Raw genomic sequence first — 24,424 nt, forward strand, 5'->3', positions numbered from 1 at the left:
CGGTTTCCGGGAGACATGGTGGCTATAGCTCAGTTGGTAGAGCACCGCGTTGTGGTCGCGGGGGTCGCGGGTTCAAGTCCCGTTAGCCACCCCAAGAAGCACCCCGCTTCGGGAGTGAACATGATCGAGATGGATGCCGTGGCATTCGAGACCCTCGTCACGGACGAGCTCGATCGTCTTCCCGACGACATGGTCGATGGCCTCGACAACGTCATCTTCGTGGTCGAGGACCGGCCCGAGGACGGCAGCCTCGATCTGCTGGGACTGTACGACGGCTTCGCCCTGACCGAGCGAGACCGGTACGGTCAGGGCGAGCTGCCCGACCGCATCATCGTGTACCGCGAGCCTCACCTGCACGCGTGCGACGACATCGACGCGCTGCGGGACGAGATCCATACGACGCTGGTGCACGAGATCGCGCACTTCTACGGCATCGACGACACGCGCCTGCACGAACTGGGATGGGCCTGATGAGCACCGCGATGCCCGATCTGGATCGAGAGCCGCGACTCACCGCCGCCCCGAACACCCCCTGGCAGACCGTGGTCTGGAACGACCCGGTGAACCTGATGTCGTACGTCGTCCACGTCTTCCGCACGTACTTCGGCTTCCCTCGCGAGCGCGCGAACGAGCTCATGCTCGCGGTGCACAACGACGGTCACGCCGTCGTCGCCGAAGGTCCGCGAGAAGCGATGGAGGCGCATGCGCGCGCCATGCACGAGTTCGGACTCTGGGCGACCGTCCGGCGGGCGGCGTCATGACGGACTCGGTGACGTTCACCCTGCCGCAGGCTGAAGGGCAGTATCTCCGCGAGCTCGTGGAGCAGTACCTCGAGCTCGTTCGGGCACCCGACGATGACCGTGATCCGGCGACCCGGCGACTGTCGCCCGACGCCTACCCCGACGAGGCCGAGGCGTCCGCGGAGTTCCGGTCGCTCACCCGCGACGATCTCGCGGCGACGCGTGCTGCCGACGCGGAGCGGGTGATCGCGACGCTAGCCGCACGGGAGCCGGGATCCCGGGAGCGCCCTGACCTGATCCTCGATGGGCCGGCGCAGACGGCGTGGCTGCGCACTCTCGCCGGACTGCGCATCGTCCTCGCGACGAGGCTGGGCATCGTCGACGACGACAGCGTGGTGAAACCCGACGATCCGCGGTACGACGTCTACGAGTGGCTCGGTTACCGCCAGGAGATGCTCCTGCAGTCGATGGCGGCCTGATCAGGCGAGCTCGACGATATGCGTCGCGAGCGCACGCGGATCGTGCCGGGCGACGTGCTCGTCCTCCTGAAGCGCCCAGCGCTCCCAGTGGGGCCGGTACGTCTCCCCGTCTCGCGCCAGCGCCCGTTCGCGGCGCACCGACGCGGGAGCATCCAGCCATACGCGCACGGACGAGAGCGCCGCCGATGCCGGGGTGAGCGCTCCGCTCCCCTCCAGGATGACGGCGCGCTCGGGCGGGCACGCGCGGACGTCGCCGTAGCGGTCCGCGTTCCAGTCCCATCGCTGCCAGGTCCCCGCGCGTCGTTCGAGACGAGGAGCCAGGACGCGTGCATACGCGTAAGCCGACCCCGCGACCAACCCGTCCCACCCGGGGTACAGGTCATCGAGGGCGACGGGTTCCACATCGACATCCGCCGGCCATCGCCTCAGCACCTCACGAGCGAACGTCGTCTTGCCGGCCCCGCTGCGACCGTCGACGACGATCACCATGCCGGGCACCACGAGCCCGAGGACCGTGTCGACGGCGTCCTCGATCGCGCGTGGGAGCGGGTTACTTCTTGAGGGCGCGGATGACACGGCTGAGCGCGCGACCGACGACCCACACGAAGGGGATCGCCACCGCGACGAGCGAGACGAGATTCGGCTCGAATCGCAGGTCGTCGCCCTTGCGGACGTACGCACCGACGGGGATCGCGTAGCCGCCGCCCCCGCCACCCGTGCTGCCGTCGCCGTCCTCGCCGGCGCCGAAACCGCTCCAGCTGAGCGCGACGGGGATGAGGCGGATGCCGTCGACGTCCTGCTGCTCACCGTAGACGCTGGTGACGCCGATGTTGGCGGTCTGCTTGCCGAGTTCGAGTGCGAGGTTGGGCATGGTCCCACCGTACCCCGCGCCACCCGCCGGGGTACAGGCGTCACCGTTCGTGATCGACGCGCGGGTTGGTCGGCATCGCTCCCACATCGCGGCGCGGACCGAGCACACTGGCCCGGGTCACGGCGCCACGGCCGAACCGCGCCCGCGCGTCGTCGAGGGCGTCGTCTATGCGACGCCATTCCGCGTCGTCGTCCCACAGGGTCAGGCCGCCCGTGCCGTCGGGGCGCAGCTTCTCGGCCCGCACACCGATGAGGCGCACCGCTTGCGTCAGGTCGACACTGTCCAGCAGATCGATCGCGGCTGAGCCGATGCGCTGGCCGACGTTGGTCGGCAGCGGCAGGGTCTGCGACCGGCTGTAGGTCGAGAAGTCGGTGAGGCGCACCTTGATCGACACGGTCGCGGCCTCCCAGCCGCCGGCGCGCAGGCGCGCACCCACCCGGTCGGCGAGGTGGCGCAGCTCCGACCGCAGCACCGTCGTGTCGACGACGTCGTGCGAGAAGGTCTCTTCGTGCGAGATGCTCTTCTCGACGCGTTCGGTCTGCACTTCACGGGCGTCGAGCCCGCGCGACAGGTGCCACACCCGCTCGCCCATCGCAGGACCGAGCGCCCGCTCCAGCACCGAACGAGGGGTGTCCCACACGTCGGCAACGGTCCGGATGCCGCGGGCCAGCAGCGCCTCCGTCGCTTTCGGTCCGACCCCCCACAGGGCGCCGACCGGTCGCGCCCCGAGGAAACGGAGCGTGTCGGCTTCGGCCACGACGAGCAATCCGTCGGGCTTGGAGATGGTGGACGCCATCTTCGCGACATGCTTGGTCGCCGCGACACCGACGCTGCAGGTGAGGCCGGTCTCGTCGAGCACGCGGGCTCGGATCAGCTGAGCGATCTGGCGCGGGCTCCCCCAGAGTCGCCGAGCGCCGCTCACGTCGAGGAAAGCCTCGTCGATCGAGAGGGGTTCGACGAGCGGCGTGACGGACCGGAAGACGTCCATGACGCGGCGTGAGAGCTCGGCGTAGCGCTCGAACGTCGTCGGTACCACGATCGCGTGGGGGCACAGCTGCAGCGCCCGGCCCACGGGCATCGCGGATCGGACGCCGAAGCGGCGCGCCTCGTACGAGGCGCTCGAGACCACCCCTCGCCGCTCGACCCCGCCGACGATGATCGGCTTGCCGGCCAGCGACGGGTCGTCGAGGACGGCCACCGCCGCGTAGAACGCGTCCATGTCGACGTGGAGGATGCGGGTGCCGGTGTCGTCGGCATCCGGTGCCGACACCAGCCGCCCCGATCCGTCGCCGCGTCCCATGCGTCCATTCTCCCCCGGACCGCCGACATCCGGCCCGACGACGAACCGCGGAACGGCTGGGCAGCCGGTCCGCGGTTCGCGGGCGTCTGTCGCTACTGAGCGGCGCGTTCGAGGATCAGTTCGCGGACGCGTGCTGCGTCGGCCTGACCCTTCATCGCCTTCATGACCGCACCGATCACGGCACCGGCGGCCTGCACCTTGCCGTCGCGGATCTTGGCGAGGACATCGGGCTGCGAGGCGAGCGCCTCATCGATCGCCGCGATCAGCGCGCCGTCGTCCGAGACGACCGCGAGCCCCCGGGCGTCGACGACCTCCTGCGGGGTGCCCTCGCCATCGATCACGCCTTCGAGCACCTGACGCGCGAGCTTGTCGGTCAGGGTGCCGGCGTCGACGAGCCGCTGCAGCGCCGCGACATCCGCCGGCGCGACCAGAGCCTGCGGTTCCGCGCCGCGGGTGTTCGCGATGCGGGTGATCTCACCCGTCCACCACTTGCGTGCAGCCGTCGGCGCTGCACCGGCGGCCACCGTGGCCTCGACCTCGGCGAGGAGCCCGCCGTTGACGACATCCTGGAACTCGAGATCCGTGAAGCCCCAGTCGCCCTGCAGGCGACGACGACGCACGGCCGGCGGCTCGGGCAGAGCCGCGCGCAGCTCTTCGATCAGCTCGATCGACGGGGCCACGGGGAGCAGATCGGGCTCGGGGAAATAGCGGTAGTCGTCCGCATCCGACTTCGGGCGTCCCGGCGAGGTCGTGCCGGTGTCCTCGTGCCAGTGGCGTGTCTCCTGGATGATCGTCCCGCCCTCGGCGAGGATCGCCGCTTGACGCTGGATCTCGTAGCGCACCGCGCGCTCGACCGAACGCATGGAATTGACGTTCTTCGTCTCGGTGCGGGTGCCGAGCTTCTGCTGACCCCGGGGGCGCAGCGAGACGTTTGCGTCACACCGCAGGTTGCCGCGCTCGAGGCGCGCCTCGGAGATACCGAGGCCGATCACGATGTCGCGGATCGTGCGCACGTACGCCTTGGCGATCTCGGGCGCACGGTGCTCGGCGCCGAAGATCGGCTTCGTGACGATCTCGACGAGGGGCACCCCGGCCCGGTTGTAGTCGACGAGCGAGAACTCGGCGCCCTGGATGCGGCCGGTGGCACCACCCATGTGGGTGAGCTTGCCCGCGTCCTCTTCCATATGCGCGCGCTCGATGTCGACGGTCACGGTCGTGCCGTCGGCCAGCTCGACCTCGACCTCGCCCTCGAATGCGATCGGCTCGTCGTACTGCGAGATCTGATAGTTCTTGCCGAGGTCGGGGTAGAAGTAGTTCTTGCGCGCGAAGCGGCTCGACGGCGCGATCGAGCAGCCCAGGGCGAGCCCGAGGCTGATCGACGAACGGATCGCCGTCGCGTTCACGACGGGCAGTGCTCCCGGCAGACCCATGTCCACCGGGGCGACCAGAGTGTTGGGCGCCGCGCCGTGGTTGTCGGGGTGGGCGGGGTTCGCCGCCGGCGAGAACATCTTGGTGCGCGTGTTCAGCTCGACATGCACCTCGAAGCCGAGCACCGGCTCGAACAGCTCGAGAGCCTTGTCGAAGTCCATCAGTGCGACCTTGGCAGCCATCAGCGTGCCCCTCCCAGGATCGGTGCGCGGTCGAGCAGCGGGCCGCCCCAGCCGTCGACCAGAATCGCCTCGAGCGCCGCGCCGACGCGGTACAGCTGCGCGTCCTGGCGGGCCGGAGCGATGAACTGGATGCCGACGGGCAGACCGTCGTCGTCGGACAGCCCGGACGGGATCGAGATGCCCGGCACACCCGCGAGGTTGACCGGAATGGTCGTCACGTCGTTCAGGTACATCTGCAGCGGATCGTCGATCTGCTCGCCGAGACGGAAGGCCGTCGTCGGTGCGGACGGCGTCGCGATGACGTCGACCTGAGCGAACGCCTCGTCGAAGTCCCGCTGGATGAGCGTGCGCACCTTCTGGGCACTGCCGTAGTAGGCGTCGTAGTAACCCGCCGACAGCGCGTACGTGCCGAGGATGATGCGGCGCTTGACCTCGTCGCCGAATCCCGCGTCGCGCGTTGCCGACATCACGTCCTCGACGGTGCCGCCGGGCACGTCCAGGCGCATGCCGAACCGCACCGAGTCGAACTTCGCGAGGTTGCTCGACGCCTCGGCCGGCAGGATGAGGTAGTAGGCAGCGACCCCATACTCGAAGTGGGGGGCACTGATCTCGACGATCTCGGCGCCCTGCGCCTCCATCGCGGCGAGCGACGCGCGGAACGACGCGCTCACGCCGGGCTGGAAGCCCACGTCGGCGAGCTCGCGGATGACGCCGACCTTGAGCCCGCGCAGGACATCACCGCGCGCGCCCTCGCGAGCAGCGGCCGCGAACGACGGCCACTGCTCGGCCAGCGACGTCGAGTCGTGCGGGTCGTGCCCGCCGATGACGTCGTGGAGCAGCGCGGAGTCGAGGACCGTGCGCGAGACCGGACCGACCTGATCGAGGCTCGAGGCGAGCGCGATCGATCCGTAGCGGCTCACGCCGCCGTAGGTGGGCTTGACCCCCACCGTGCCCGTGACGTGGGCGGGCTGGCGAATCGATCCACCGGTGTCGGAGCCGAGGGCGATCGGGGCTTCGAAGGCCGCGACGGCGGCGGCGGATCCGCCGCCGGAGCCGCCCGGGATCCGGTCGAGGTCCCACGGGTTGCGCGTGGGCCCGTAAGCGGAGTGCTCGGTGGAGGAGCCCATGGCGAACTCGTCCATGTTCGTCTTGCCCAGCGGCACGAGCCCCGCCGCACGGGCGCGGGCGACCACTGTCGCGTCGTACGGCGACATGAAGCCCTCGAGGATCTTCGACCCGCTGGTCGAGGGCATGTCGGTCGTGACCAGGACGTCCTTGATGGCGAGCGGCACGCCCGCCAGCTCGCCGAGCTGCTCACCGGCGGCACGGCGGGCGTCCACGTCGGCCGCGACGTCGAGGGCATGGTCGGACACATGCAGGAACGCATGAACGTCGCCGTCGACGGCGGCGATGCGATCGAGGTGCGCACGCGTGGCCTCGACGCTCGTGATGCTGCCATCAGTCAGGCGGGCCGCCAGTTCGGCGGCGGTCAGGCGGGTGAGATCGCTCACTGCTCCTCCCCCAGGATCGCGGTGACACGGAACCGGTCCTCGGTGCGCTCGGGAGCGTTCTGGAGCACCTGCTCGAGGCTGAGCATGTCGCCGGGAACGTCCTCGCGGAAGACGTTCTCGAGCGGGATCGGGTGGCTGGTCGCGGGCACGTCGGGCGTGGCCACCTCCGCAACCTTCGCGATGTTGTCGACGATCGCGTCGAGCTGACCGGTGAGGCGCTCGACCTCCTCGTCGCTCAGCTGGATCCGGGCGAGCACGCCGAGATGGCGCACGAGATCGGGGGTGATTTCAGACACCCGTCGATTCTAGTTGGGGCAGGCGGAACCCCGAGACCCGTAGGGTGTTGCCGTGACGACCTACGACCCGCCGCGTCCCTGGATCGCCAGCTACGCCGAAGGGGTCCCCCAGGACCTGCCACCCATCGAAGGCTCGCTCGTCGACATCGTCGCGACCTCGGCCCGCGAGCATCCCGACGCACCGGCTCTCGAGTTCTTCGGACGCACGATGTCGTACCGGCAGATGCAGGAGCGCATCGACCGTGCCGCGGCGTATCTGCGTGACGCCGGCGTGCGGCGCGGCGACCGCGTTGCGATCGTGCTGCCCAACTGTCCGCAGCACATCGTCGCCTTCTACGCCGTGCTGCGCCTGGGCGCGGTCGTGATCGAGCACAACCCGCTCTACACCCCGCGCGAGATGCGCAAGCAGTTCGAGGATCACGGGGCGAAGGTCGCCATCGTGTGGAGCAAGCTCGTCTCGGTGCTCCTCGACTTCCCCGACGACCTCGCGCTCAGTGCCGTCATCGCCGTCGACATCACCACAGCCATGCCCGTGCGCATGCGCGCCGCGCTGCGCCTGCCGATCGCGAAGGCACGCGCCTCGCGCGACGCACTCACGGCTCCTGTCCCCCGCAACCGCGTGCACGGATTGTGGTCCGATGCCGAGCGCCACGACCCGCTACCGGCGAGTCACGTCGGGCCGACCACGGGCGATCTGGCACTCATCCAATACACCAGCGGCACCACCGGCAACCCCAAGGGCGCGGCACTCACGCACCGCAATCTGCTCGCCAATGCCGCCCAGGCTCAGGCGTGGGTCCCCACGATCGAGCGCGGCGCGGGATGCGTCGTCTACGCCGTCCTCCCGATGTTCCACGCCTACGGACTCACGCTGTGCCTCACCTTCGCGATGTCGATGGGCGCACGACTCGTGCTCTTCCCGAAGTTCGACCCGGACCTCGTGCTGGCGGTTCACAAGCGTCACCCGGCGACCCTGCTGCCCCTCGTCCCGCCGATCGCGGAGCGCCTCCTCGCCGCCGCGGACGCGGCGGGCGTCTCGCTCGCCGGAACGCAGGTCGCGATCTCGGGTGCGATGGCGCTGCCCCACGAGCTGGTCGTGCCGTTCGAGGCGTCGACCGGAGGCTACCTCGTCGAGGGCTACGGACTGTCGGAATGCTCGCCGGTGCTGATGGCCAACCCGGTCGCGGAGAACCGCGTACCGGGGACCGTCGGCCTGCCTCTTCCCGGGACCGAGTGCCGCGTCGTGGATCCCGACGAGCCGACCCGCGACGTCGAGCCCGGCGCCCGCGGCGAGCTGCTCGTGCGCGGACCGCAGGTCTTCGGCGGCTACTACGGCAAGCCGGAGGAGACCGAGAAGGTCTTCGTCGACGGATGGTTCCGCACCGGCGACATCGTCAAGATCGATGAGGGCGGATTCGTGCGCATCGTCGACCGCATCAAAGAGCTCATCATCACCGGCGGATTCAACGTGGCCCCCACGGAGGTCGAGATCGCGCTGCGGCAACACCCGCAGATCGCGGATGCGGCCGTCGTCGGCCTGCCGAGCGAGCACTCCGGCGAGGATGTCGTCGCTGCCGTGGTGCCCGCACCCGGCGCGACGATCGACGAAGGCGACGTCCGCGATTTCTGCCGCGGCATCCTCACCGCCTACAAGGTGCCGCGCCGGATCGTCGTCGTGGACGAGCTGCCGAAGTCGATGATCGGCAAGGTTCTGCGCCGCCAGGTGCGCGACCGGCTGCTCGCCGACTGACCCGGCCGCCCGCTCAGGCCCGGAAGCTGCCCGGCTCCGACTGCAGCCCGCACGTGCGCGACGACGTCGGTGATGAGAGCGCCGGCGTTGCCATCGCTGAGCCCGGACACGAGGACCTCGGGATGGCGAGGCCGAACAAGCCGATCGAGGAGGCGAAGCTCGGTTCACGCCGCTCCGGGTCGCCGATCACATTCTCGGCGGCGATTACGCACCGCCGAATCGTCTCGGCAACCCGACGGCGCTCCTGGTCGAGCCAGGCGATCTCCTGCGGGTGAGCTGATCCGACGCGCGACCTTCTCGTGACGGTCGGCACCCGAGATCACGTCACGGGCACCGGACAGGAGTTGTCCCCAGCTGGGCCCGCCTGACGCACCCACGGTGCTGCGCGAGAGGTTTCATGCATCGAGGGCGGCGGGTCCCTGCTCGACGAGGATTCGGAACTGCGCGGCATCGATGATGCGGACACCCAACTGTTCCGCCTTCGCCAGCTTCGACCCCGCGCCGGGACCGGCCGCGACGAAGTCGGTCTTCTTCGACACCGAGGAACCTGCTTTGCCTCCCGCGGCGAGGATCGCCTCCTGCGCGCCTTCGCGCGAGTACCCCTCGAGCGAGCCCGTCGCGACGACGGTGAGGCCGTCGAGAACGCCGCCTTCCACGACCGCCGCGCCGGGCCCGGGGTGCCCCGGGACCTCGAGGCGCGCGCCGGCGGCTTCCCAGCGCTCCACGATCTCGCGGTGCCAGTCCACGTCGAACCAGTCGATCAGCGAATCGGCGATGATGCCGCCGACGCCCTCGACGGACGCCAGCTCGTCGCGGCTGGCCGCGCGGATCGCCGCGATCGACCCGAACCACTGCGCGAGCGCGCGCGCGGCGACCGGACCGACATGACGGATGCTGAGCGCGACGAGGTATCGCCACAGCTCCTTCGTCTTCGCCTTCTCGAGCTCCTCGAGCAGCTTGAGCGCCTGAGCGGACGGTTGCGGGCCGGTGAGGCCCTCTCTCTTCTCGGCCGCGGAGGCGTTACGTCGGAACGGCGCGCGACGGACGACCTCGCCGGTCTTCTCGTCGACGCGGGGTTCCCCGGTCTCGGAATCACGGACGATCACTTCGATGGGCACGAGCTGGTCGAGGGTGAGCTCGAAGAGCGCGGCCTCGGTCACGAGCGGCGGAATCGCGTCTCCGAGTGGCTGCGTCAGCGCGGCTGCCGTCACCTCGCCCAGCGCCTCGATGTCGAGGGCGCCACGTGATCCGACGTGCTCGACACGTCCGCGGACCTGCGCCGGGCAGGATCGGGCGTTCGGACACCGGAGGTCGATGTCGCCTTCCTTCGCTGGGCGCAGTGTCGAGCCGCATTCGGGGCAGTCGGTGGGCATGACGAAGGCGCGTTCGGTGCCGTCGCGCAGTTCGACGACGGGTCCGAGCACTTCGGGGATCACGTCGCCGGCCTTGCGCAGAACGACGGTGTCGCCGATGAGGACGCCCTTGGCGCGGACGACGTCCTGGTTGTGCAGGGTCGCCTGGCGCACGACACTGCCGGCCACACGCGCGGGCGCCATGACCGCGAACGGCGTCGCCCGGCCGGTGCGTCCGACCGAAACGACGATGTCGAGCAGCTTCGTGTTCACCTGTTCGGGCGGGTACTTGTACGCGATCGCCCAGCGCGGAGCGCGACTGGTGGCTCCGAGCTCGTCGTGCAGCGCCAGCTCGTCGATCTTGACGACGACGCCGTCGATCTCGTGCTCGACGCTGTGGCGGTTCTCGCCGTAGTGCTCGACGTAGGCCAGCACCCCCTCGATGGTGTCGTGGGTCTGCGAGTGCGGGCTGGTCGGCAATCCCCACTCGGCGAGCAGCGTGTAGATCTCGCTCTGCGAGTCCACCGGCGGACTCTGCCACGCGCCGATGCCGTGGACGTACAGCCGCAGGGAGCGGACGCGGGCCTCGGCGGCCTCGAGCTCGAGGCCGCTCTTCTTGTCGAGCTGCTGGCGCAGGCCGCCGCTGGCGGCGTTGCGCGGGTTCGCGAACGCCGGGAACCGCCGCTCCGCGCTGATCCGCGCGCGTTCCTCGTCGAAACCGCGCGACCGGGCGCGGGCCTCGTCGATGACACGGTCGCGCATCTCGGCTTGCAGCGCGTTCAGCGCGGCGAACTCCTTCACCGGGATGAAGATCTCGCCCCGCACCTCGACGATGGGCGGATGTCCTTCGCCCGCGAGGCGCTGCGGGATGCCCGTCACGCGGAGGGCGTTGATCGTCACGTCCTCGCCCACACGGCCGTCACCGCGCGTCGCAGCCGAGGTCAACGCGCCGTTCTCGTAGCGCAGGCTGATCGCGAGTCCGTCGATCTTGAGCTCCGACAGCCACCGCACGGGTCGTCCCGCAGAGGCTGCCGCCTTCGCGCACCACTCAGTGAGCTCGTCGGACGAGAAGACGTTGTCGAGGCTGAGCATGCGTTCGGCGTGCTCGACCGGCGCGAACAGCGTCGACTCGGCTGCGCCGACCGTCTGCGTCGGCGAATCCTGCGTCTGCAGTTCGGGATGCCGCCGTTCGAGCTCGTCGAGGCGGCGCATCCACGCGTCGTAGGTCGCATCGTCGACGACCTCGGCGTCGCGTCCGTAATAGGCGTCGCGGGCCGCCGTGATGCGATCGATCAGGCCGCCGGCCTCTTCGCGGGCCTCGTCGAGCGTGATCTCGGGGAGTTCTCCGTGTGCCACCTCGTCAGTCTAGGCAGGGGGTACGACGCCGGCAGAGGGGTTTCCGACGGCCGACTGGATGCGGTACGTGAACGAGCCCCGGTAACGGAAGATCTCGCCCACCGGCCACATGCTCACCCGCCCATCGACGCGTTGCCGGGCCGGGTCGACGCGGTCGACCCGCTCATCCACCACCACGGAGGCCATCGGGGGAAGCGGGAGCCGGAGCCGGCCCGCGCGGAGGGCGAGCGCGACCGAACGGAGCCGCATTCCGCCTCGCGTGACCTCCGGCCGCAGCCGCACCTCGAGCAGGCCGCCCCGCCCGACGCGGTCGACCACCTCGCCCCCGCGCGACGCCGTCATGGCGTCGACCATGCGCCGCGCCCGATTCGGGAAGCGAAAGAGGCGCACGCCGCGCAGGCTCGTGCCCGGCCCGGGCGTGTTCTCCACCGTGAACGGCACGTTCGACGCGGCGTCCGGGAACATCACCTCCGCTGCGGCGAAGATGACCATCAGGGGTCGCAGCCACCGCGGACCGCGGTAGCCCGCGTGCTCGAAGACGCCGTGCCCGACCCCGGTCGATCCGGGCGGCACGGGGCCGAAGTAGCGCTGCAGGAGCGGGTCGAGCAGCACGAACCGCGCACCCAGCGCGCGCTGATAGACCGATAGCCCGTCCCCCTCCTGCGCGCGCTTACTGAACATGTTCAGAAACTACTACGATGACGTCATGGACGGAACACCACCTCGCGCTGTCGTCGCCGGCGCGTCCGGGCTCATCGGGGCGGCCGTCGTCGAGGCGCTCACCACGGACGGCTATGCCGTGACCACGATCGGGCGACGAACGGCCACCCGGTGGCACGACCACGCCGCGATCGATGCCGCCGTCGACGGCGCCGCTCTGCTGGTCAACCTGGCCGGCAAGTCGGTCGACTGCCGCTACACCGATCGCAACCGGGACGAGATCCTCCGGTCGCGTGTGGAGACCACCCGCACCCTCGCGGCATCCGTCGCCCGCTCGCAGCATCCGCCGCGACTCTGGGTCAACGCGTCGACCGGGACCATCTACCGGCACACCACCGACCGACCGCACACGGAGACGGACGGGGATCTGGGCACCGGCTTCTCGGTAGACGTCGCGCGGGCGTGGGAGGAGGCGTTCTTCGCCGACGATCTGCCGGCCACCCGCCGCGTCGCGCTGCGCATGGCGATCGTGTTCGGCGCCGGGCCCGCCACGGCGATGCTGCTGACGCTCGCGCGCATCGGACTGGGCGGCCCGCAGATCGACGGCCCCATCATCCCCCACCGCCGCTATCGCGGCATCGGCGCGCATCCGACCCCGAGCGGACCCGCGTGGCACCGCACCCGCGGCCGGCAGCGCTTCAGCTGGGTGCACGTCGACGACGTGGTCGGCGTGCTGCGGTTCGTGCGCGACCACGACGACATCGCCGGAGTCGTGAACGTCGCGGCGCCGAGCGCGTCCGACAACCGAACGCTCATGCGCACGCTTCGTTCGATCGCACGCATGCCGGTCGGGATGCCGTCCTGGCGCTGGATGCTCGAACCGGCGATGTGGCTGCTGCGGACGGAGCCGGAACTGATTCTGAAGAGCCGTTGGGTCGCTCCCGGACGCCTTCTCGAGGCGGGGTACCGTTTCCGCTACACCGACCTGCGGGACGCGCTCGAAGCCGCGGACGCGGCTATCAGGCGTCGACCGGAACGGCCGAGACGGTCCGGTCGATCGTGAACTGGCCGATGACCCGGGTGCCGTCGTAGATGACCGCGGTCTGCCCCGGAGCAACACCGTCGAAGGGTGTCTCGGGGATGACGACGATCTCGTCGTCGGCGAGCACGGCGCGCGCCGGCACGGGGTCGGCGTGGGCGCGGATCTGCGCCTCGCAGGCGAAGACGCCCTCGCGCGGGGCCCGACCCGCCCACGTGAAGCGACCGCCGGCGATCTCCGCCGTGGCCAACGCTTCCTTCGGGCCCACGACGACCCGATTGTCGACGGGGCGCACCTCGAGCACGAACCGGGGCTTCCCGTCGGGAGCGGGGACGCCCAACTGCAGGCCACGGCGCTGCCCCACGGTGAAAGCGTGGGCGCCCTCGTGGCGGCCGACGACCGCCCCGGTTCGGTCGACGATCTCGCCCGTCTCCGCGCCGACCTTGTCGGCGAGCCACCCGCGGGTGTCCCCATCCGGAATGAAGCAGATGTCGTGACTGTCGGGCTTCTGCGCCACCGTCAGTCCGCGTTCGGCTGCCTCGGCGCGAACCTGGGCCTTCGACGGCGTCGCGCCGAGCGGGAAGTACGTGTGCGCCAGCTGCTGGGCCGTCAGCACACCGAGGACGTACGACTGATCCTTCGCCGCATCCGAGGCGCGGTGCAGCTCGCGCCCGTCGGGGCCATCGACCAGCAGCGCGTAGTGTCCGGTGCATACCGCGTCGAACCCGAGCTCGAGCGCGCGCTCGAGAAGTGCCGCGAACTTGATCTTCTCGTTGCAGCGCATGCACGGGTTGGGTGTCCGTCCGGCGCGGTACTCCGACACGAAATCGTCGATGACGTCGTCGCGGAAACGCTCTGAGAAGTCCCACACGTAGAACGGGATGCCGAGCCGGTCGGCGGCACGACGCGCATCCATCGCATCCTCGATCGTGCAGCAGCCACGGCTTCCCGCGCGCAGCGTGCCGCCGGCGCGCGAGAGGGCGAGGTGCACTCCGACGACGTCGTGTCCGGCATCGACGGCCCGCGCCGCGGCGACCGCCGAGTCGACGCCGCCGCTCATCGCCGCCAATACTCGCATCGCTTCAGTCTACGGGCGGCCGAGACGGGCGGCTCGGGCCGCGAGCCCGCGGCGGTGCACCTCGGGCAGGGCCGCAAGGAACGCGTCGACATCGTCGACCGTGCTCGTGCGTCCCAGGGTCAGGCGCAGAACGGCGCGGGCGTCGTCGGCGTCGCGTCCCAGGGCGAGCACGACGTGGGAGGGCTCGGTGACCCCGGCCTGACACGCCGAGCCGGTCGAGACTGCGATCCCCGCCGTGTCGAAGAGGAACAACAGCGTCTCGCCGATCGTGCCCGGAAAAAGCACATGGACGTTGCCCGGCAATCGGTCGCGCGGGTCGCCGAGGATGACGGCGGAGGGAACGATCGACCGGATGCCGCTGACGAGCCGGTCGCGCAAAGCCTCCTGTCGCGCGCTCTCGACCTCGCGTTCGGTCTCGGCGGCGGCGAGCGCCGCGGCGAAGGCGGCGGCCCCGGCGACATCCGGTGTGCCCGCGCGCAGGCCGCGCTGCTGCCCGCCGCCGTGCGCGAGCGGAGTGAGTTGCGCGTGACGCGAGACGACCAGCGCTCCGGTGCCGACGGGCGCACCCACTTTGTGGCCCGAGACCGACAGAGCGGCCAAGCCCCCGGCGCTCGCACCCGCGCCGCGCCAGCCGGCGAAGTCGAGCGGGACGGACCCGAGCGCCGCGACCGCGTCGAGGTGCAGCGGCACCCCGGCATCCCGCGCCGCGGCTGCCAGCGTCGTCGGGTCGTTACGCGTGCCGACCTCGTTGTTCGCTACAAGGGCGGTGGCGAGCCCTGCGCCGGGGAGCGCCGCAGCGAAGGCGTCGGCGTCGATCCGGCCGAGCCCGTCGAGCGGGACGGGCCGCACGGCGGCGTGCCATCGCGAGGCGAGCCAGGCCACGGCGTCCATCGTGGCGTGGTGCTCGCCGTCGGGCAGCACGATCGGTGCCCCCTCCTTGCCGGCAAGCCACAGTCCCTTCACGGCGAGATTGATCGCTTCGGTCCCGCCCGAGGTGAAGACGACCTCGATCGGCTCGCACCCCAGGCTCAGCGCGACGACGTCTCGCGCATCCTCGAGCAGTCGCCGTGCGGCCTGCCCGGCGCCGTGGACCGAGGACGCGTTGCCGACGACCTCCTGAGCGGCCAGCCAGGCGTCGCGAGCCTCGGGGCGAAGGGGCGTCGTCGCTGCGTGATCGAGGTAGACGACCATTCGATCCTCCCGAAGCGTTCACCGTCGCTCATTACTGTAGATCGCATGCCCGACAGCACGCGCCCGGCCGGACTGCACGACGCCCGTTTCGCCGACCTCGGCGTGACGCTCCACGACGGCGGCGGCACGCTGCGGGTCTGGTCCGATCGAGCCGACGCGATCTCGGTCGTCCTCTTCGACGACGACGACCTGGACTGGGCCGTGGACGAGCGTTCCCTCGCCCTCGTCGGCGATGGCATCTGGGAGGCGCGGATCGACGCGCTGCGCCCCGGTGTCCGCTACGCCCTGCGCGTGGACGGCCCCCCGGGGCCCGGCAACGTCTTCAACCCGCAGACTCTCCTGCTCGACCCATACGCCCGCGGCCTCGTCTCGGGCGGGCCCGGCGACCACCGGTCCGTCGTCGTCGACACCGCCTTCGATTGGCGCGGCGTGCGCAAGCCCCGCGTGGCGCAGGACCGCACCGTCATCTACGAGGCGCATCTCAAGGGCCTGACCAAACGGCATCCCGACATCCCGCCCGCGCTGCACGGCACCTACGCCGGCCTCGGGGACCCCGCGATGATCGAGCACCTCGTCTCGCTCGGGGTCACCAGCGTCGAGCTGCTGCCGATCCACGCGTTCGACAGCGAGCCGCGCCTGCTCGCCCTCGGACTCACGAACTACTGGGGGTACAACTCCCTCGGGTTCTTCGCGCCGCACCCCGCCTACGCGACCGAGGAGGCCCGCCGCGCCGGGCCGACGGCGGTGCTGAACGAGCTGAAGACGGCTGTTCGCGCCCTGCACGCAGCGGGGCTCGAGGTGCTCCTCGACGTCGTGTACAACCACACCGCCGAGCTCGAGCTGGGCGGTCCGCGCTCGAGCTTCCGGGGCATCGACAACCGTGCGTACTACCGCCAGCAGGACGACGGCGCCTACGTCGACGTGACGGGATGCGGCAACGCGGTCGACACCTCCCAGGAAGGCGTTGCACGGCTCGTGCTCGACTCGCTGCGCTACTGGAGCACCGAGGTGCAGATCGACGGTTTCCGCTTCGACCTCGCCGTCACCCTCGGGCGCGGCGCCCATCACGCATTCGACCCGGAGCACCCGCTGTTGCGCGCGATCATCGACGACCCGGTCCTGCAGGGCGACAAGATGATCGCCGAGCCGTGGGACATCGGGCTCGGGGGCTGGCACACCGGCGGCTTCGGCGACGGATGGCAGGAGTGGAACGATCGCTACCGCGACGGCATCCGCAACTTCTGGCTGAGCGACATCGATTACCTGCGCCGGGCGGGCACCTCGCCCGCGGGCGTCGGCGGCCTCGCGACGAACCTCGCGGGCTCGGCGCCGTTGTTCGGATCCGAGCGCGGGCCGGTGGCGAGCGTCAACTTCATCACCGCGCACGACGGTTTCACCCTGCGCGATCTCGTGTCGTACGACGTCAAGCACAACGATGCCAACGGTGAGCACGGCCGGGACGGCGCCGACACGAATCGTTCGTTCAACCACGGGGCGGAAGGCGAGACCGACCTCGAGCACATCGCGTCGTCCCGGCGCCGATCGATCCGCAACCTCGCGGGCACGCTGCTGCTCTCCGCCGGCACCCCGATGCTGACCGCCGGAGACGAGCTCGGCCGCACGCAGCTCGGCAACAACAACGCCTACTGCCACGACAGCGCCCTCACCTGGATGGACTGGCAGCTGGCCGATTGGCAGGTCGACATCCTCGAGCACATCCGGACGCTGACGCGCCTGCGCGCCGAGAACCCCGCCCTCCGGCCCGTCCGGTACGCCGACCCCGCTGATGACGTGCCCGAGGCCTCGGTCATGCACTGGTTCGACGGGAACGGTGAGGGGATGACGCAGGCGCAGTGGACCGACCCGGAGCAGCGCACCCTGCAGTACCTCGCGACATCCACCCCGGCTCACGAGGCGCCGAACCGCGTCCTGCTCGTCGTGCACGGTCGGGAAGACGACACGGAGGTCACGCTCCCCGTCGTCGCCGGGGTGCGCTCCTTCGTCTCGCTCTGGTCGAGCGAGGACGAACGGCCGCGCGCCGGCGGTGCACGCTTCGCCTCCGGCGACCGGATCCCCGTCTCGGGTCCGACGCTCCATTTGCTCAGAGCGGACTGAGGCGCAAGCCCGTTTTTCGAACCGGGCCTCCGCGATAGGTTCGAGCCGTGGCATCACTGACGCGCACGACCGCATCCGTCCCGTTCCGCAGCACCGCCGAGATCCCGGCCCGGTCCGCCGAGCCCGCCTCCTGGGCGGGAGACACCGTGACGGGACGCATCCCGTTGCAGCGACCAGCCCCGTCGGTACCCGGCGACCTCTTCCGGCCCTCGGCGTTCGCCGGTGAGGCCGTGCCGTTCCGGGTGACGGCCTTCCGCGAGGGGCACGACGTTATCGGCGTGCACCTGCGGCTGACCTCCCCCGCCGGTGCCGAGTCGCTGCATCGCCTCACGCCCCTGAACGACGGGTTCGACCGGTGGTCGGTTCTCGTGGCACCCCTCACCGAGGGGGTCTGGCGGTTCCGCTACGAGGCGTTCGGAGACGACTTCGCGACGTGGCAGCACGCCGCTGCCATCAAGATCGCCGCCGGCATCGACGTCGACCTCATGCGCGAGTCCGGCGCGCTGCTGCTGAAGCAGGCGGCCGGCGACAAGGCTCGCCCCGCGGCCGAGCGCAAGCTCCTGGATGCCGCGGCGGCGCGTCTGCGCGATGCGGCAGCCGACGCCGTCGACGCACTCGAGGTGGTGCGCGACGCCGACCTGGCGCGCATCTTCGCGGAGCGGCCGTTGCAGTCGCTGCTCACCCTCGGCGACGAGCGCGAGCTGCTCGTCGAGCGCGAGCGCGCGGGCGTCGGCGCCTGGTACGAGTTCTTCCCCCGGTCCGAGGGGGCCGAGTTGCTTTCCGACGGCACCGTCCGCAGCGGCACCTTCGTGACCGCTCGCGACCGCCTCGCCGGTGTCGCAGCCATGGGCTTCGACGTGCTCTATCTGCCGCCGATCCACCCGATCGGACGCGCCCACCGCAAGGGCCCCAACAACACCCTCACAGCCGGACCGAACGACCCGGGCTCGCCGTGGGCGATCGGCAGCCCCGAGGGCGGCCACGACGCGGTCCACCCCGACCTCGGCACACTCCAAGATTTCCGAGACTTCCTGGCGGCGGCATCCGACGCCGGACTGGAGGTCGCGCTCGACCTCGCCCTGCAGGCCTCCCCCGACCACCCCTGGGTCGCGGAGCACCCGGAATGGTTCACGACGCTCCCGGACGGCTCCATCGCCTATGCAGAGAACCCGCCGAAGAAGTACCAGGACATCTACCCCATTAACTTCGACAACGATCCCGCCGGGATCCGCGCCGAGGTGCTGCGGGTCGTCCGCCACTGGATCACGCAGGGGGTGCGGATCTTCCGAGTCGACAACCCTCACACCAAGCCGCTGCAGTTCTGGGAGTGGCTGATCGCGACGATCGCGGACGAAACGCCGGGCGTCGTCTTCCTCGCCGAAGCGTTCACCCGCCCCGCCCCCATGCAGGGTCTGGCCATGGCCGGTTTCCAGCAGAGCTACTCGTACTTCACCTGGCGCAACACGAAGGACGAGCTCGAGGAGTTCCTCACCTCGGTCGCTCACGACACGGCGGACTTTATGCGTCCGAACCTCTTCGTGAACACCCCCGACATCCTCACGGAGTACCTGCAGTACGGCGGCCGCCCCGCCTACAAGATCCGCGCTGCGATCGCCGCAACGGCTGGCGCGTCGTACGGTGTGTACGCCGGATACGAGCTCGTCGAGAACGTCGCACGTCCGGGCTCCGAAGAGAACATCGACAACGAGAAGTACGAGTACAAGCTGCGCGACTGGGCCGGCGCCGAGGAACGGGGCGAGTCCCTCGCACCGTTCCTCACTCGGCTCAACGAGATCCGACGCGCCCACCCTGCGCTGCGTCAGCTCCGGAACCTCTCGTTCCACTGGTCGGACGACGAGGCCATCGTCGTGTTCTCGAAGCACCTGCCCGCGGAGCTGACCGCCGACGGCATCGCCGACACGATCCTGGTCGTCGTGAACGTCGACGCCCACTCCGCCCGTGAGACGACCGTCCACCTCGACACCACGGTCTGGGGCGTCGCGCCCGGAGACGCGTACGAGGTCGAGGATCTCCTCAGCGGAGCGGTCTGGACCTGGAACGACCACAACTATGTGCGCCTCGACGCCTTCGTCGAACCGGTGCACATCCTGCACGTGAAGGAACGCCGATGAACGCCCTCGCAGACCACGTCCTCGACTCGGTCGCCACCGGCTCGTACCACGCGCCGCACGACGTGCTCGGCGTGCACGAGACCGCCGACGGGTGGGTCCTCCGCGCACGGCGCCCCCTCGCTAGCGCGGTCACCGCCGTGTTCGCGAATCAGCCCGAGGCGTCGTTCCGACACCTGCGCAGCGGCGTGTGGGAGGCGGCGCTCGAGGCCCGTCCCGAGGCCTACCGCATCGTCGCGACGTACGACGGCGCGCCCGCGTGGGTCGCCGACGATCCCTACCGCCACCTGCCGACGATCGGCGAGGTCGACCTGCACCTGATCCGCGAGGGACGCCACGAGGAGCTGTGGCGCGTCCTCGGCGCCCACGTTCGTGTGCACAGCGGGGTGCCCGGCGTGTCGTTCGCGGTGTGGGCACCGAATGCGCGGGCCGTTCGCGTGATCGGGGACTTCAACGGCTGGGACGGCCAGGGCCACGCACTGCGCTCGATGGGCGACTCCGGAGTGTGGGAGCTGTTCGTCCCCGGCCTGACCGCCGGTGCCGTCTACAAGTTCCAGATCCTCACCGCCGACGGAGCGTGGATCGACAAGGCCGACCCGATGGCCCGCCGCTCCGAGGTGCCGCCGGCGACGGCATCCATCGTCACCGAGAGCTCGTACGAGTGGCAGGATGCCGCGTGGCTCGAGCACCGCGGCACGTCGACCCCGGTCTCGCAGCCGATGTCGGTCTACGAGGTGCATCTCGGCTCGTGGCGCGCGGGGCTCGGCTATCGCGAGGCCGCTGACCAGCTGATCGACTACGTCGCTGCGCAGGGATTCACGCACGTCGAATTCCTGCCGCTCGCCGAGCATCCGTTCGGCGGCTCATGGGGTTACCAGGTCTCGGGCTACTACTCGCCGACCAGCCGGTTCGGCTCGCCCGACGACCTGCGCTACCTGATCGACCGCCTGCATCAAGCCGACATCGGCGTCATCATGGACTGGGTACCGGGGCACTTCCCCAAGGACGCGTTCGCGCTGGCTCAGTTCGACGGCCGCCCCCTGTACGAGCACCCCGACCCCCGTCGCGGCGAGCACCGCGACTGGGGCACGCTCATCTTCGACTACGGCCGCAATGAAGTGCGCAACTTCCTCGTCGCCAACGCGCTCTACTGGTTCGAGGAGTTCCACGTCGACGGGCTGCGCGTCGACGCCGTCGCCTCGATGCTCTACCTCGACTACTCGCGCGAGGAAGGCCAGTGGGAGCCGAACATCCACGGCGGACGCGAGAACCTCGAAGCGGTGTCGTTCCTGCAGGAGGTCAACGCGACCGCCTACAAGCGGTACCCCGGCATCGCGATGATCGCTGAGGAGTCCACGAGCTTCCCCGGTGTCACGGCACCGACGGAGCACGGTGGCCTGGGCTTCGGGTTCAAGTGGAACATGGGCTGGATGAACGACTCGCTGCAGTACATCCAGCGCGACCCGATGTACCGGAGCCACCACGAGGGCGAGCTGGCGTTCTCCTTCGTGTACGCCTTCAGCGAGAACTTCGTCCTGCCGATCAGCCACGACGAGGTCGTGCACGGCAAGGGCAGTCTCTTCACACGCATGCCGGGCGACCACTGGCAGAAGCTGGCGAACATGCGCGCCTACCTCGCCTACATGTGGGGGCACCCGGGCAAGCAGCTGCTGTTCATGGGGCAGGAGTTCGGTCAGATGTCGGAGTGGTCCGAAGCTCGCGAACTGGACTGGTGGATACTGGACCAGCCCGCTCATCGAGGACTGCACGACTTCGTCGCCGACATGAACCGCGTCTACCGCGACGAGTCGGCGCTGTGGTCACGCGACTCCGAGGGTGAGGCGTTCACCCGCTTCGGTGCGCCGCACTGGAACACCAACGTGATGGCGTTCGCCCGCCGTGACAACCATGGCAACACGGTCGCCGTCATCTGCAACTTCTCGGGCGCTCCGTTGCACGATTTCACGCTCGAGCTGCCCGAGGACGGCGCGTGGCTCGAGGTGCTCAACAGCGACGCCGAGGCCTACGGCGGCTCGGGAGTCGGGAACTTCGGCACCGTCGAGGCGATCGACGGACGCGCGACCATGGTGCTGCCGCCGCTCGGCGTGCTCTGGCTGCGGAACCCGGCCCGCTGACACACGGGAACGACGAAGGGCCGGTACCTCCGGGTGCCGGCCCTTCGTCGTTGCTCAGAAGAGCAGCGACGCGAGACGTCCGCGCGCCGCGATGACGCGCGGGTCGGTGTCGCCGACGAGACCGAACAGCTCCAGCAGACGAGCGCGGACCGTCGCACGATCGTCATCCTGCGTCGCCGAGAACAGGTCGAGCAGACGCCCGAAGGCGTCCTCGACATGTCCACCGGCGATGTCGAGATCGGCGACGAGGAGCTGCGCCGCGATATCGGTCGGCGCGCCGGCGGCCGCCGCGCGGGCAGCGGTCAGATCGACATCCTGCACCCGGGCGAGCAGCTTGACCTGGCCGAGACCGGCGGCCGCGTCCGCATCGCGTGGATTCTCGGCGAGGGCCTGCTCGTAGGCCGCGACGGCGCGGGGGTAATCGCCCGCCTCGATCGCCGCGAACGCCTCGGCGTGCAGCGGCGGCAGAGGCGACTCTTCCGGCTCCGCCTCGCCACCGGCGGCGTCCTCGCCCACAGGCACGGTGCCGGTGACACCGTGCTGCGCCGCCAGTTGCAGCAGCTGCGCGAACACATCGCGCACCTGCTGCTCGGGCACGGCGCCGGTGAACAGCGGGACCGGCTGGCCGGCGACGAGCGCGACGACCATCGGGATCGACTGCGCACGGAACCCCTGTGCGAGCTGCGGGTTGGCGTCGACATCGACCTTGGCGAGCACGACGCGACCGGCCAGTTCGGTCACGACCTTCTCCAGCACGGGGCTGAGCTGCTTGCACGGCCCGCACCACTCGGCCCAGAGATCGACGACGATCGGCACCGTGCGCGACAGTTCGAGAACCTCGCCGAAGCTCTCATCCGTCACATCGAAGATGAGTCGCGACGGTGCACCGGCGCCATCGGCGGCCGGGGAAGCTGCCGGTGCAGCGCCGGCGGCCGGAGCCGGACGGTTACGCAGCGTCGAGAGGTCGACGGCGCCGCGGAGCACAGCGCTGGAGGTGGGATCGCTCATTCAGACAACCTTCGCGGAGAGGACGTTGGACCGGTACCCGAGGAACTGGATCGGCTCGGAGGATCCGGCACCGGGGACGAAGAAGAACAGCTGGTCGGCGTACGTCGTGGTGAAGCCGGTCGAGGACTGCGAGACGCCGGTGAGCGCGCTCGCCACCGGGTTCGTGTCGGGCACGTTGATCACCGCGTCGGGGTTGCTCGGCGTGAACGTGTGATCCTCGGTGATCGTGACGGCGACGATGGCGCCGCTCTCGAGGGTCTGCAACGCGATCGGCGCCTGATTGCCGGCTTGCGTCGTGAACGACACCGAGCCGGTCTCGGCGCCGGTCTGATTGAAGTCGTTCGTGATCTGCTCGCGGTTCGCCGTCACGCCGTCACGGAATGCGTCGCCCTCCGCCTCGAACAGCTGCGCATACGGGCTCGCATCGCCGTTGGTCAGCAGGTCCGCGTACGCGGCCGCCAGGTCCTGAGGAGCCAGCACCAGGAACGGCGAATCCGGGGCGACCTGCGCCGCGCCGAGGTAGGACGGGGCGAGCTCGGGGAACGTGTTGGTCGCCAACTCGGCGATGTAGCCGAGCTTGTAGTTGGACCACGGATCCTGCTGGCTGACGGTCATGATGGTGTCGGCCGCGCCGTCGCTGCCTTCGACCACCGCGAGGAACGTCCGGGGCCACTGCTCGAACGTCTCGGGAAGCAGGATCTCGAGCGGCTCGGCCGGGATCGGCGGCAGCGGGGCCCGATCCGTGATCTTCGAGCGAAGGGTGTAGTTGGTCTCGCGCTCCGCGAGGGCAGGCCCGCTCAGCCGGGTCGCCGCGAGGGCGGCATCCGCCGAACCGTCGGCCGTCGAGACGTCCTCGGCGATGCGTGTGAGGATGCGTTCGGCCTGCTTCTCGGTCACGGCGGGCGGAGCCTGGTCGGGGTCCGCGACGACCGTCGCCGTCGGCGACGGGGTCGCCGTGGGCGCGAGCTGCGGCCACGCGTCTGCGGAGCACCCGGACAGCGCGACGATCGAGACGAGCGGAAGAGCGACGAGCGCCTGCCGCCCGCGGGTTAGCTTCCGACGCGGCGGACGCGCGGAGATGACACCCTTGGCCTCGTTCTCGATGGAGATGTCGATCGGCTGGGTCTCGGTCATCGGGATGCCCTTGCGGCGGGGACCGCGCGAACGGCGGAGGTGCCGCCACCCGAGCGCGTACATGACGATGCCGAACAGCAGGAGCACACCGCCGAGGACGATCAGCGGACCGGCCCACGGCGTGTTCGACTCGATGGGCCAGGTCACCTCGATGTCGGCAGGAGCGGGCGCCGCGCCGTCCGATGCGATGACGAGGCTCATCTCTTCGGGCAGCTGAAACGACGTCTGCAGGGCGTCCTCCTGCTGGAACTCCTCGAGCCACAGGTCCGATCCGACCGGTGAGGGCATCGGGGCGGCCGTGCCGTCTTCGTTCGGGGCCGGAGTCGCCGTCGCCGCAACTTCCGAGACCGTGGCCTCGCCGTCCTCGCCGACCGAGATCCGGTTGTGCTCGGTGCGCGAGAGCCACGCCTCGACGTCCGCGGTCCGGCCGTAGGCGGCGAAGACGGTGCCCTCGCCGCGGATGCTGAGGGTCTGCGACCCCGCACGCGACGTGAGCACATCGCCTTCCAGCAGCGTGAACGGCGCGTCCCCGGCGACGGCAACGGACTCGCTCACCGTCTCCGGTCCGCGGAGGATCGTCCGCTGGGCGATGCCCGCCCCGATCATGACGGTCGCCAACACGAACGCGACGACAGCCCACACGAAACGCACGAAGAAACACCTCTCCACA

The 24,424-nt window shown here is 70.2% G+C and carries 20 protein-coding genes and 1 tRNA gene; 9 read left to right on the forward strand and 12 right to left on the reverse strand.

The features are described 5' to 3' along the window. Positions 1 to 18: 18 nt before the first annotated feature. From PUW82_RS09610 to PUW82_RS09625, 4 genes are all read left to right on the forward strand, one after another. Positions 19 to 94: transfer RNA gene (locus PUW82_RS09610), tRNA-His, on the forward strand. Between the two features lie 44 nt (positions 95 to 138). Beyond that, a complete protein-coding gene (locus PUW82_RS09615; protein ID WP_274222075.1) occupies positions 139 to 471 on the forward strand; it encodes a metallopeptidase family protein in 333 nt (110 codons plus the stop codon). Then, positions 462 to 761, forward strand: coding sequence for an ATP-dependent Clp protease adapter ClpS (gene clpS, locus PUW82_RS09620; RefSeq protein ID WP_274222076.1), 300 nt, complete (start codon positions 462 to 464; stop codon positions 759 to 761). Before PUW82_RS09615 ends, clpS begins: the two co-directional genes overlap by 10 nt. After that, a complete protein-coding gene (locus tag PUW82_RS09625) occupies positions 758 to 1,219 on the forward strand; it encodes a DUF2017 family protein (RefSeq protein WP_274222077.1) in 462 nt (153 codons plus the stop codon). Before clpS ends, PUW82_RS09625 begins: the two co-directional genes overlap by 4 nt. Here PUW82_RS09625 and PUW82_RS09630 read toward each other — a convergent pair whose 3' ends face one another. The 6 genes from PUW82_RS09630 to gatC form a co-directional block, all read right to left on the reverse strand. After that, positions 1,220 to 1,795: a nucleoside/nucleotide kinase family protein gene (locus tag PUW82_RS09630; RefSeq protein WP_274222078.1), complete on the reverse strand. Its 576-nt coding sequence runs from the start codon at positions 1,793 to 1,795 to the stop codon at positions 1,220 to 1,222. Then, positions 1,770 to 2,090 carry a hypothetical protein gene (locus PUW82_RS09635; protein WP_274222079.1) on the reverse strand — a complete coding sequence of 107 codons (321 nt, stop codon included), beginning with the start codon at positions 2,088 to 2,090 and terminating at the stop codon, positions 1,770 to 1,772. The genes PUW82_RS09630 and PUW82_RS09635 overlap by 26 nt, the downstream gene beginning before the upstream one ends. A 40-nt stretch (positions 2,091 to 2,130) precedes the next feature. Beyond that, positions 2,131 to 3,390, reverse strand: a complete 1,260-nt coding sequence (gene dinB, locus PUW82_RS09640; RefSeq protein ID WP_274222080.1) for a DNA polymerase IV — start codon at positions 3,388 to 3,390, stop codon at positions 2,131 to 2,133. A gap of 92 nt (positions 3,391 to 3,482) precedes the next feature. Continuing rightward, positions 3,483 to 5,000 carry an Asp-tRNA(Asn)/Glu-tRNA(Gln) amidotransferase subunit GatB gene (gene gatB / locus PUW82_RS09645; protein ID WP_274222081.1) on the reverse strand — a complete coding sequence of 506 codons (1,518 nt, stop codon included), beginning with the start codon at positions 4,998 to 5,000 and terminating at the stop codon, positions 3,483 to 3,485. Then, on the reverse strand, positions 5,000 to 6,511 hold the full coding sequence (gatA, locus tag PUW82_RS09650; RefSeq protein WP_274222082.1) for an Asp-tRNA(Asn)/Glu-tRNA(Gln) amidotransferase subunit GatA: 1,512 nt from the start codon (positions 6,509 to 6,511) through the stop codon (positions 5,000 to 5,002). Before gatA ends, gatB begins: the two co-directional genes overlap by 1 nt. Then, positions 6,508 to 6,807: an Asp-tRNA(Asn)/Glu-tRNA(Gln) amidotransferase subunit GatC gene (gatC, locus tag PUW82_RS09655; RefSeq protein WP_274222083.1), complete on the reverse strand. Its 300-nt coding sequence runs from the start codon at positions 6,805 to 6,807 to the stop codon at positions 6,508 to 6,510. The genes gatA and gatC overlap by 4 nt, the downstream gene beginning before the upstream one ends. 52 nt (positions 6,808 to 6,859) lie before the next feature. Here gatC and PUW82_RS09660 point away from each other — a divergent pair, with 52 nt between their 5' ends. Next, entirely contained in the window at positions 6,860 to 8,557 is a 1,698-nt protein-coding gene (locus PUW82_RS09660; protein ID WP_274222084.1) for a long-chain-fatty-acid--CoA ligase, read from the forward strand. A 395-nt stretch (positions 8,558 to 8,952) separates the two neighbouring features. Here the strand turns inward: PUW82_RS09660 and ligA are convergent, their stop codons facing one another. Next, positions 8,953 to 11,265: an NAD-dependent DNA ligase LigA gene (gene ligA / locus PUW82_RS09665; RefSeq protein ID WP_274222085.1), complete on the reverse strand. Its 2,313-nt coding sequence runs from the start codon at positions 11,263 to 11,265 to the stop codon at positions 8,953 to 8,955. A gap of 9 nt (positions 11,266 to 11,274) precedes the next feature. Continuing rightward, the gene (locus tag PUW82_RS09670; protein ID WP_274222086.1) at positions 11,275 to 11,946 is read right to left on the reverse strand and encodes a DUF4166 domain-containing protein; all 672 of its coding nucleotides are present in this window, start codon (positions 11,944 to 11,946) and stop codon (positions 11,275 to 11,277) included. Between the two features lie 25 nt (positions 11,947 to 11,971). Here PUW82_RS09670 and PUW82_RS09675 point away from each other — a divergent pair, with 25 nt between their 5' ends. Beyond that, on the forward strand, positions 11,972 to 12,988 hold the full coding sequence (locus PUW82_RS09675; protein WP_274222087.1) for an epimerase: 1,017 nt from the start codon (positions 11,972 to 11,974) through the stop codon (positions 12,986 to 12,988). Here the strand turns inward: PUW82_RS09675 and mnmA are convergent. Beyond that, a complete protein-coding gene (gene mnmA / locus PUW82_RS09680) occupies positions 12,945 to 14,042 on the reverse strand; it encodes a tRNA 2-thiouridine(34) synthase MnmA (RefSeq protein WP_274222088.1) in 1,098 nt (365 codons plus the stop codon). The genes PUW82_RS09675 and mnmA overlap by 44 nt on opposite strands. A 9-nt stretch (positions 14,043 to 14,051) precedes the next feature. Beyond that, entirely contained in the window at positions 14,052 to 15,233 is a 1,182-nt protein-coding gene (locus tag PUW82_RS09685) for a cysteine desulfurase family protein (RefSeq protein ID WP_274222089.1), read from the reverse strand. Between the two features lie 45 nt (positions 15,234 to 15,278). Between PUW82_RS09685 and glgX the strand changes: the two genes are divergently transcribed. From glgX to glgB, 3 genes are read left to right on the forward strand one after another with little or no spacing between them, the layout of a single operon-like run. Continuing rightward, complete coding sequence (gene glgX / locus PUW82_RS09690; protein WP_274222090.1) at positions 15,279 to 17,348, forward strand: glycogen debranching protein GlgX; 2,070 nt, start codon at positions 15,279 to 15,281, stop codon at positions 17,346 to 17,348. 47 nt (positions 17,349 to 17,395) lie between these two features. Continuing rightward, positions 17,396 to 19,480, forward strand: a complete 2,085-nt coding sequence (locus tag PUW82_RS09695) for an alpha-1,4-glucan--maltose-1-phosphate maltosyltransferase (RefSeq protein WP_420792744.1) — start codon at positions 17,396 to 17,398, stop codon at positions 19,478 to 19,480. Next, positions 19,477 to 21,612 carry a 1,4-alpha-glucan branching protein GlgB gene (gene glgB, locus PUW82_RS09700; protein WP_274222091.1) on the forward strand — a complete coding sequence of 712 codons (2,136 nt, stop codon included), beginning with the start codon at positions 19,477 to 19,479 and terminating at the stop codon, positions 21,610 to 21,612. Before PUW82_RS09695 ends, glgB begins: the two co-directional genes overlap by 4 nt. Positions 21,613 to 21,666: 54 nt before the next feature. Here the strand turns inward: glgB and PUW82_RS09705 are convergent, their stop codons facing one another. Further along, positions 21,667 to 22,620 (reverse strand): tetratricopeptide repeat protein, encoded by a 954-nt coding sequence (locus tag PUW82_RS09705; RefSeq protein ID WP_274222092.1) that lies wholly within the window; start codon positions 22,618 to 22,620, stop codon positions 21,667 to 21,669. Further along, entirely contained in the window at positions 22,621 to 24,405 is a 1,785-nt protein-coding gene (locus PUW82_RS09710) for a DUF8094 domain-containing protein (protein ID WP_274222093.1), read from the reverse strand. It lies immediately after the preceding gene. Positions 24,406 to 24,424 lie beyond the last annotated feature (19 nt).

Source organism: Microbacterium thalli (assembly GCF_028737325.1).
In the GTDB taxonomy this organism is placed as follows: Bacteria; Actinomycetota; Actinomycetes; order Actinomycetales; family Microbacteriaceae; genus Microbacterium; species Microbacterium thalli.

What these genes read in the sequence shown, in the direction of transcription:
- clpS (WP_274222076.1), top strand. Translation starts at nt 462, where the DNA reads ATGGGCCTGATGAGCACCGCGATGCCCGATCTGGATCGAGAGCCGCGA.
- PUW82_RS09625 (WP_274222077.1), top strand. Translation starts at nt 758, where the DNA reads ATGACGGACTCGGTGACGTTCACCCTGCCGCAGGCTGAAGGGCAGTAT.
- PUW82_RS09635 (WP_274222079.1), bottom strand. Translation starts at nt 2,090, where the DNA reads ATGCCCAACCTCGCACTCGAACTCGGCAAGCAGACCGCCAACATCGGC.
- dinB (WP_274222080.1), bottom strand. Translation starts at nt 3,390, where the DNA reads ATGGGACGCGGCGACGGATCGGGGCGGCTGGTGTCGGCACCGGATGCC.
- gatB (WP_274222081.1), bottom strand. Translation starts at nt 5,000, where the DNA reads ATGGCTGCCAAGGTCGCACTGATGGACTTCGACAAGGCTCTCGAGCTG.
- PUW82_RS09670 (WP_274222086.1), bottom strand. Translation starts at nt 11,946, where the DNA reads ATGTTCAGTAAGCGCGCGCAGGAGGGGGACGGGCTATCGGTCTATCAG.
- PUW82_RS09675 (WP_274222087.1), top strand. Translation starts at nt 11,972, where the DNA reads ATGGACGGAACACCACCTCGCGCTGTCGTCGCCGGCGCGTCCGGGCTC.
- mnmA (WP_274222088.1), bottom strand. Translation starts at nt 14,042, where the DNA reads ATGCGAGTATTGGCGGCGATGAGCGGCGGCGTCGACTCGGCGGTCGCC.
- PUW82_RS09685 (WP_274222089.1), bottom strand. Translation starts at nt 15,233, where the DNA reads ATGGTCGTCTACCTCGATCACGCAGCGACGACGCCCCTTCGCCCCGAG.
- glgX (WP_274222090.1), top strand. Translation starts at nt 15,279, where the DNA reads ATGCCCGACAGCACGCGCCCGGCCGGACTGCACGACGCCCGTTTCGCC.
- glgB (WP_274222091.1), top strand. Translation starts at nt 19,477, where the DNA reads ATGAACGCCCTCGCAGACCACGTCCTCGACTCGGTCGCCACCGGCTCG.
- PUW82_RS09705 (WP_274222092.1), bottom strand. Translation starts at nt 22,620, where the DNA reads ATGAGCGATCCCACCTCCAGCGCTGTGCTCCGCGGCGCCGTCGACCTC.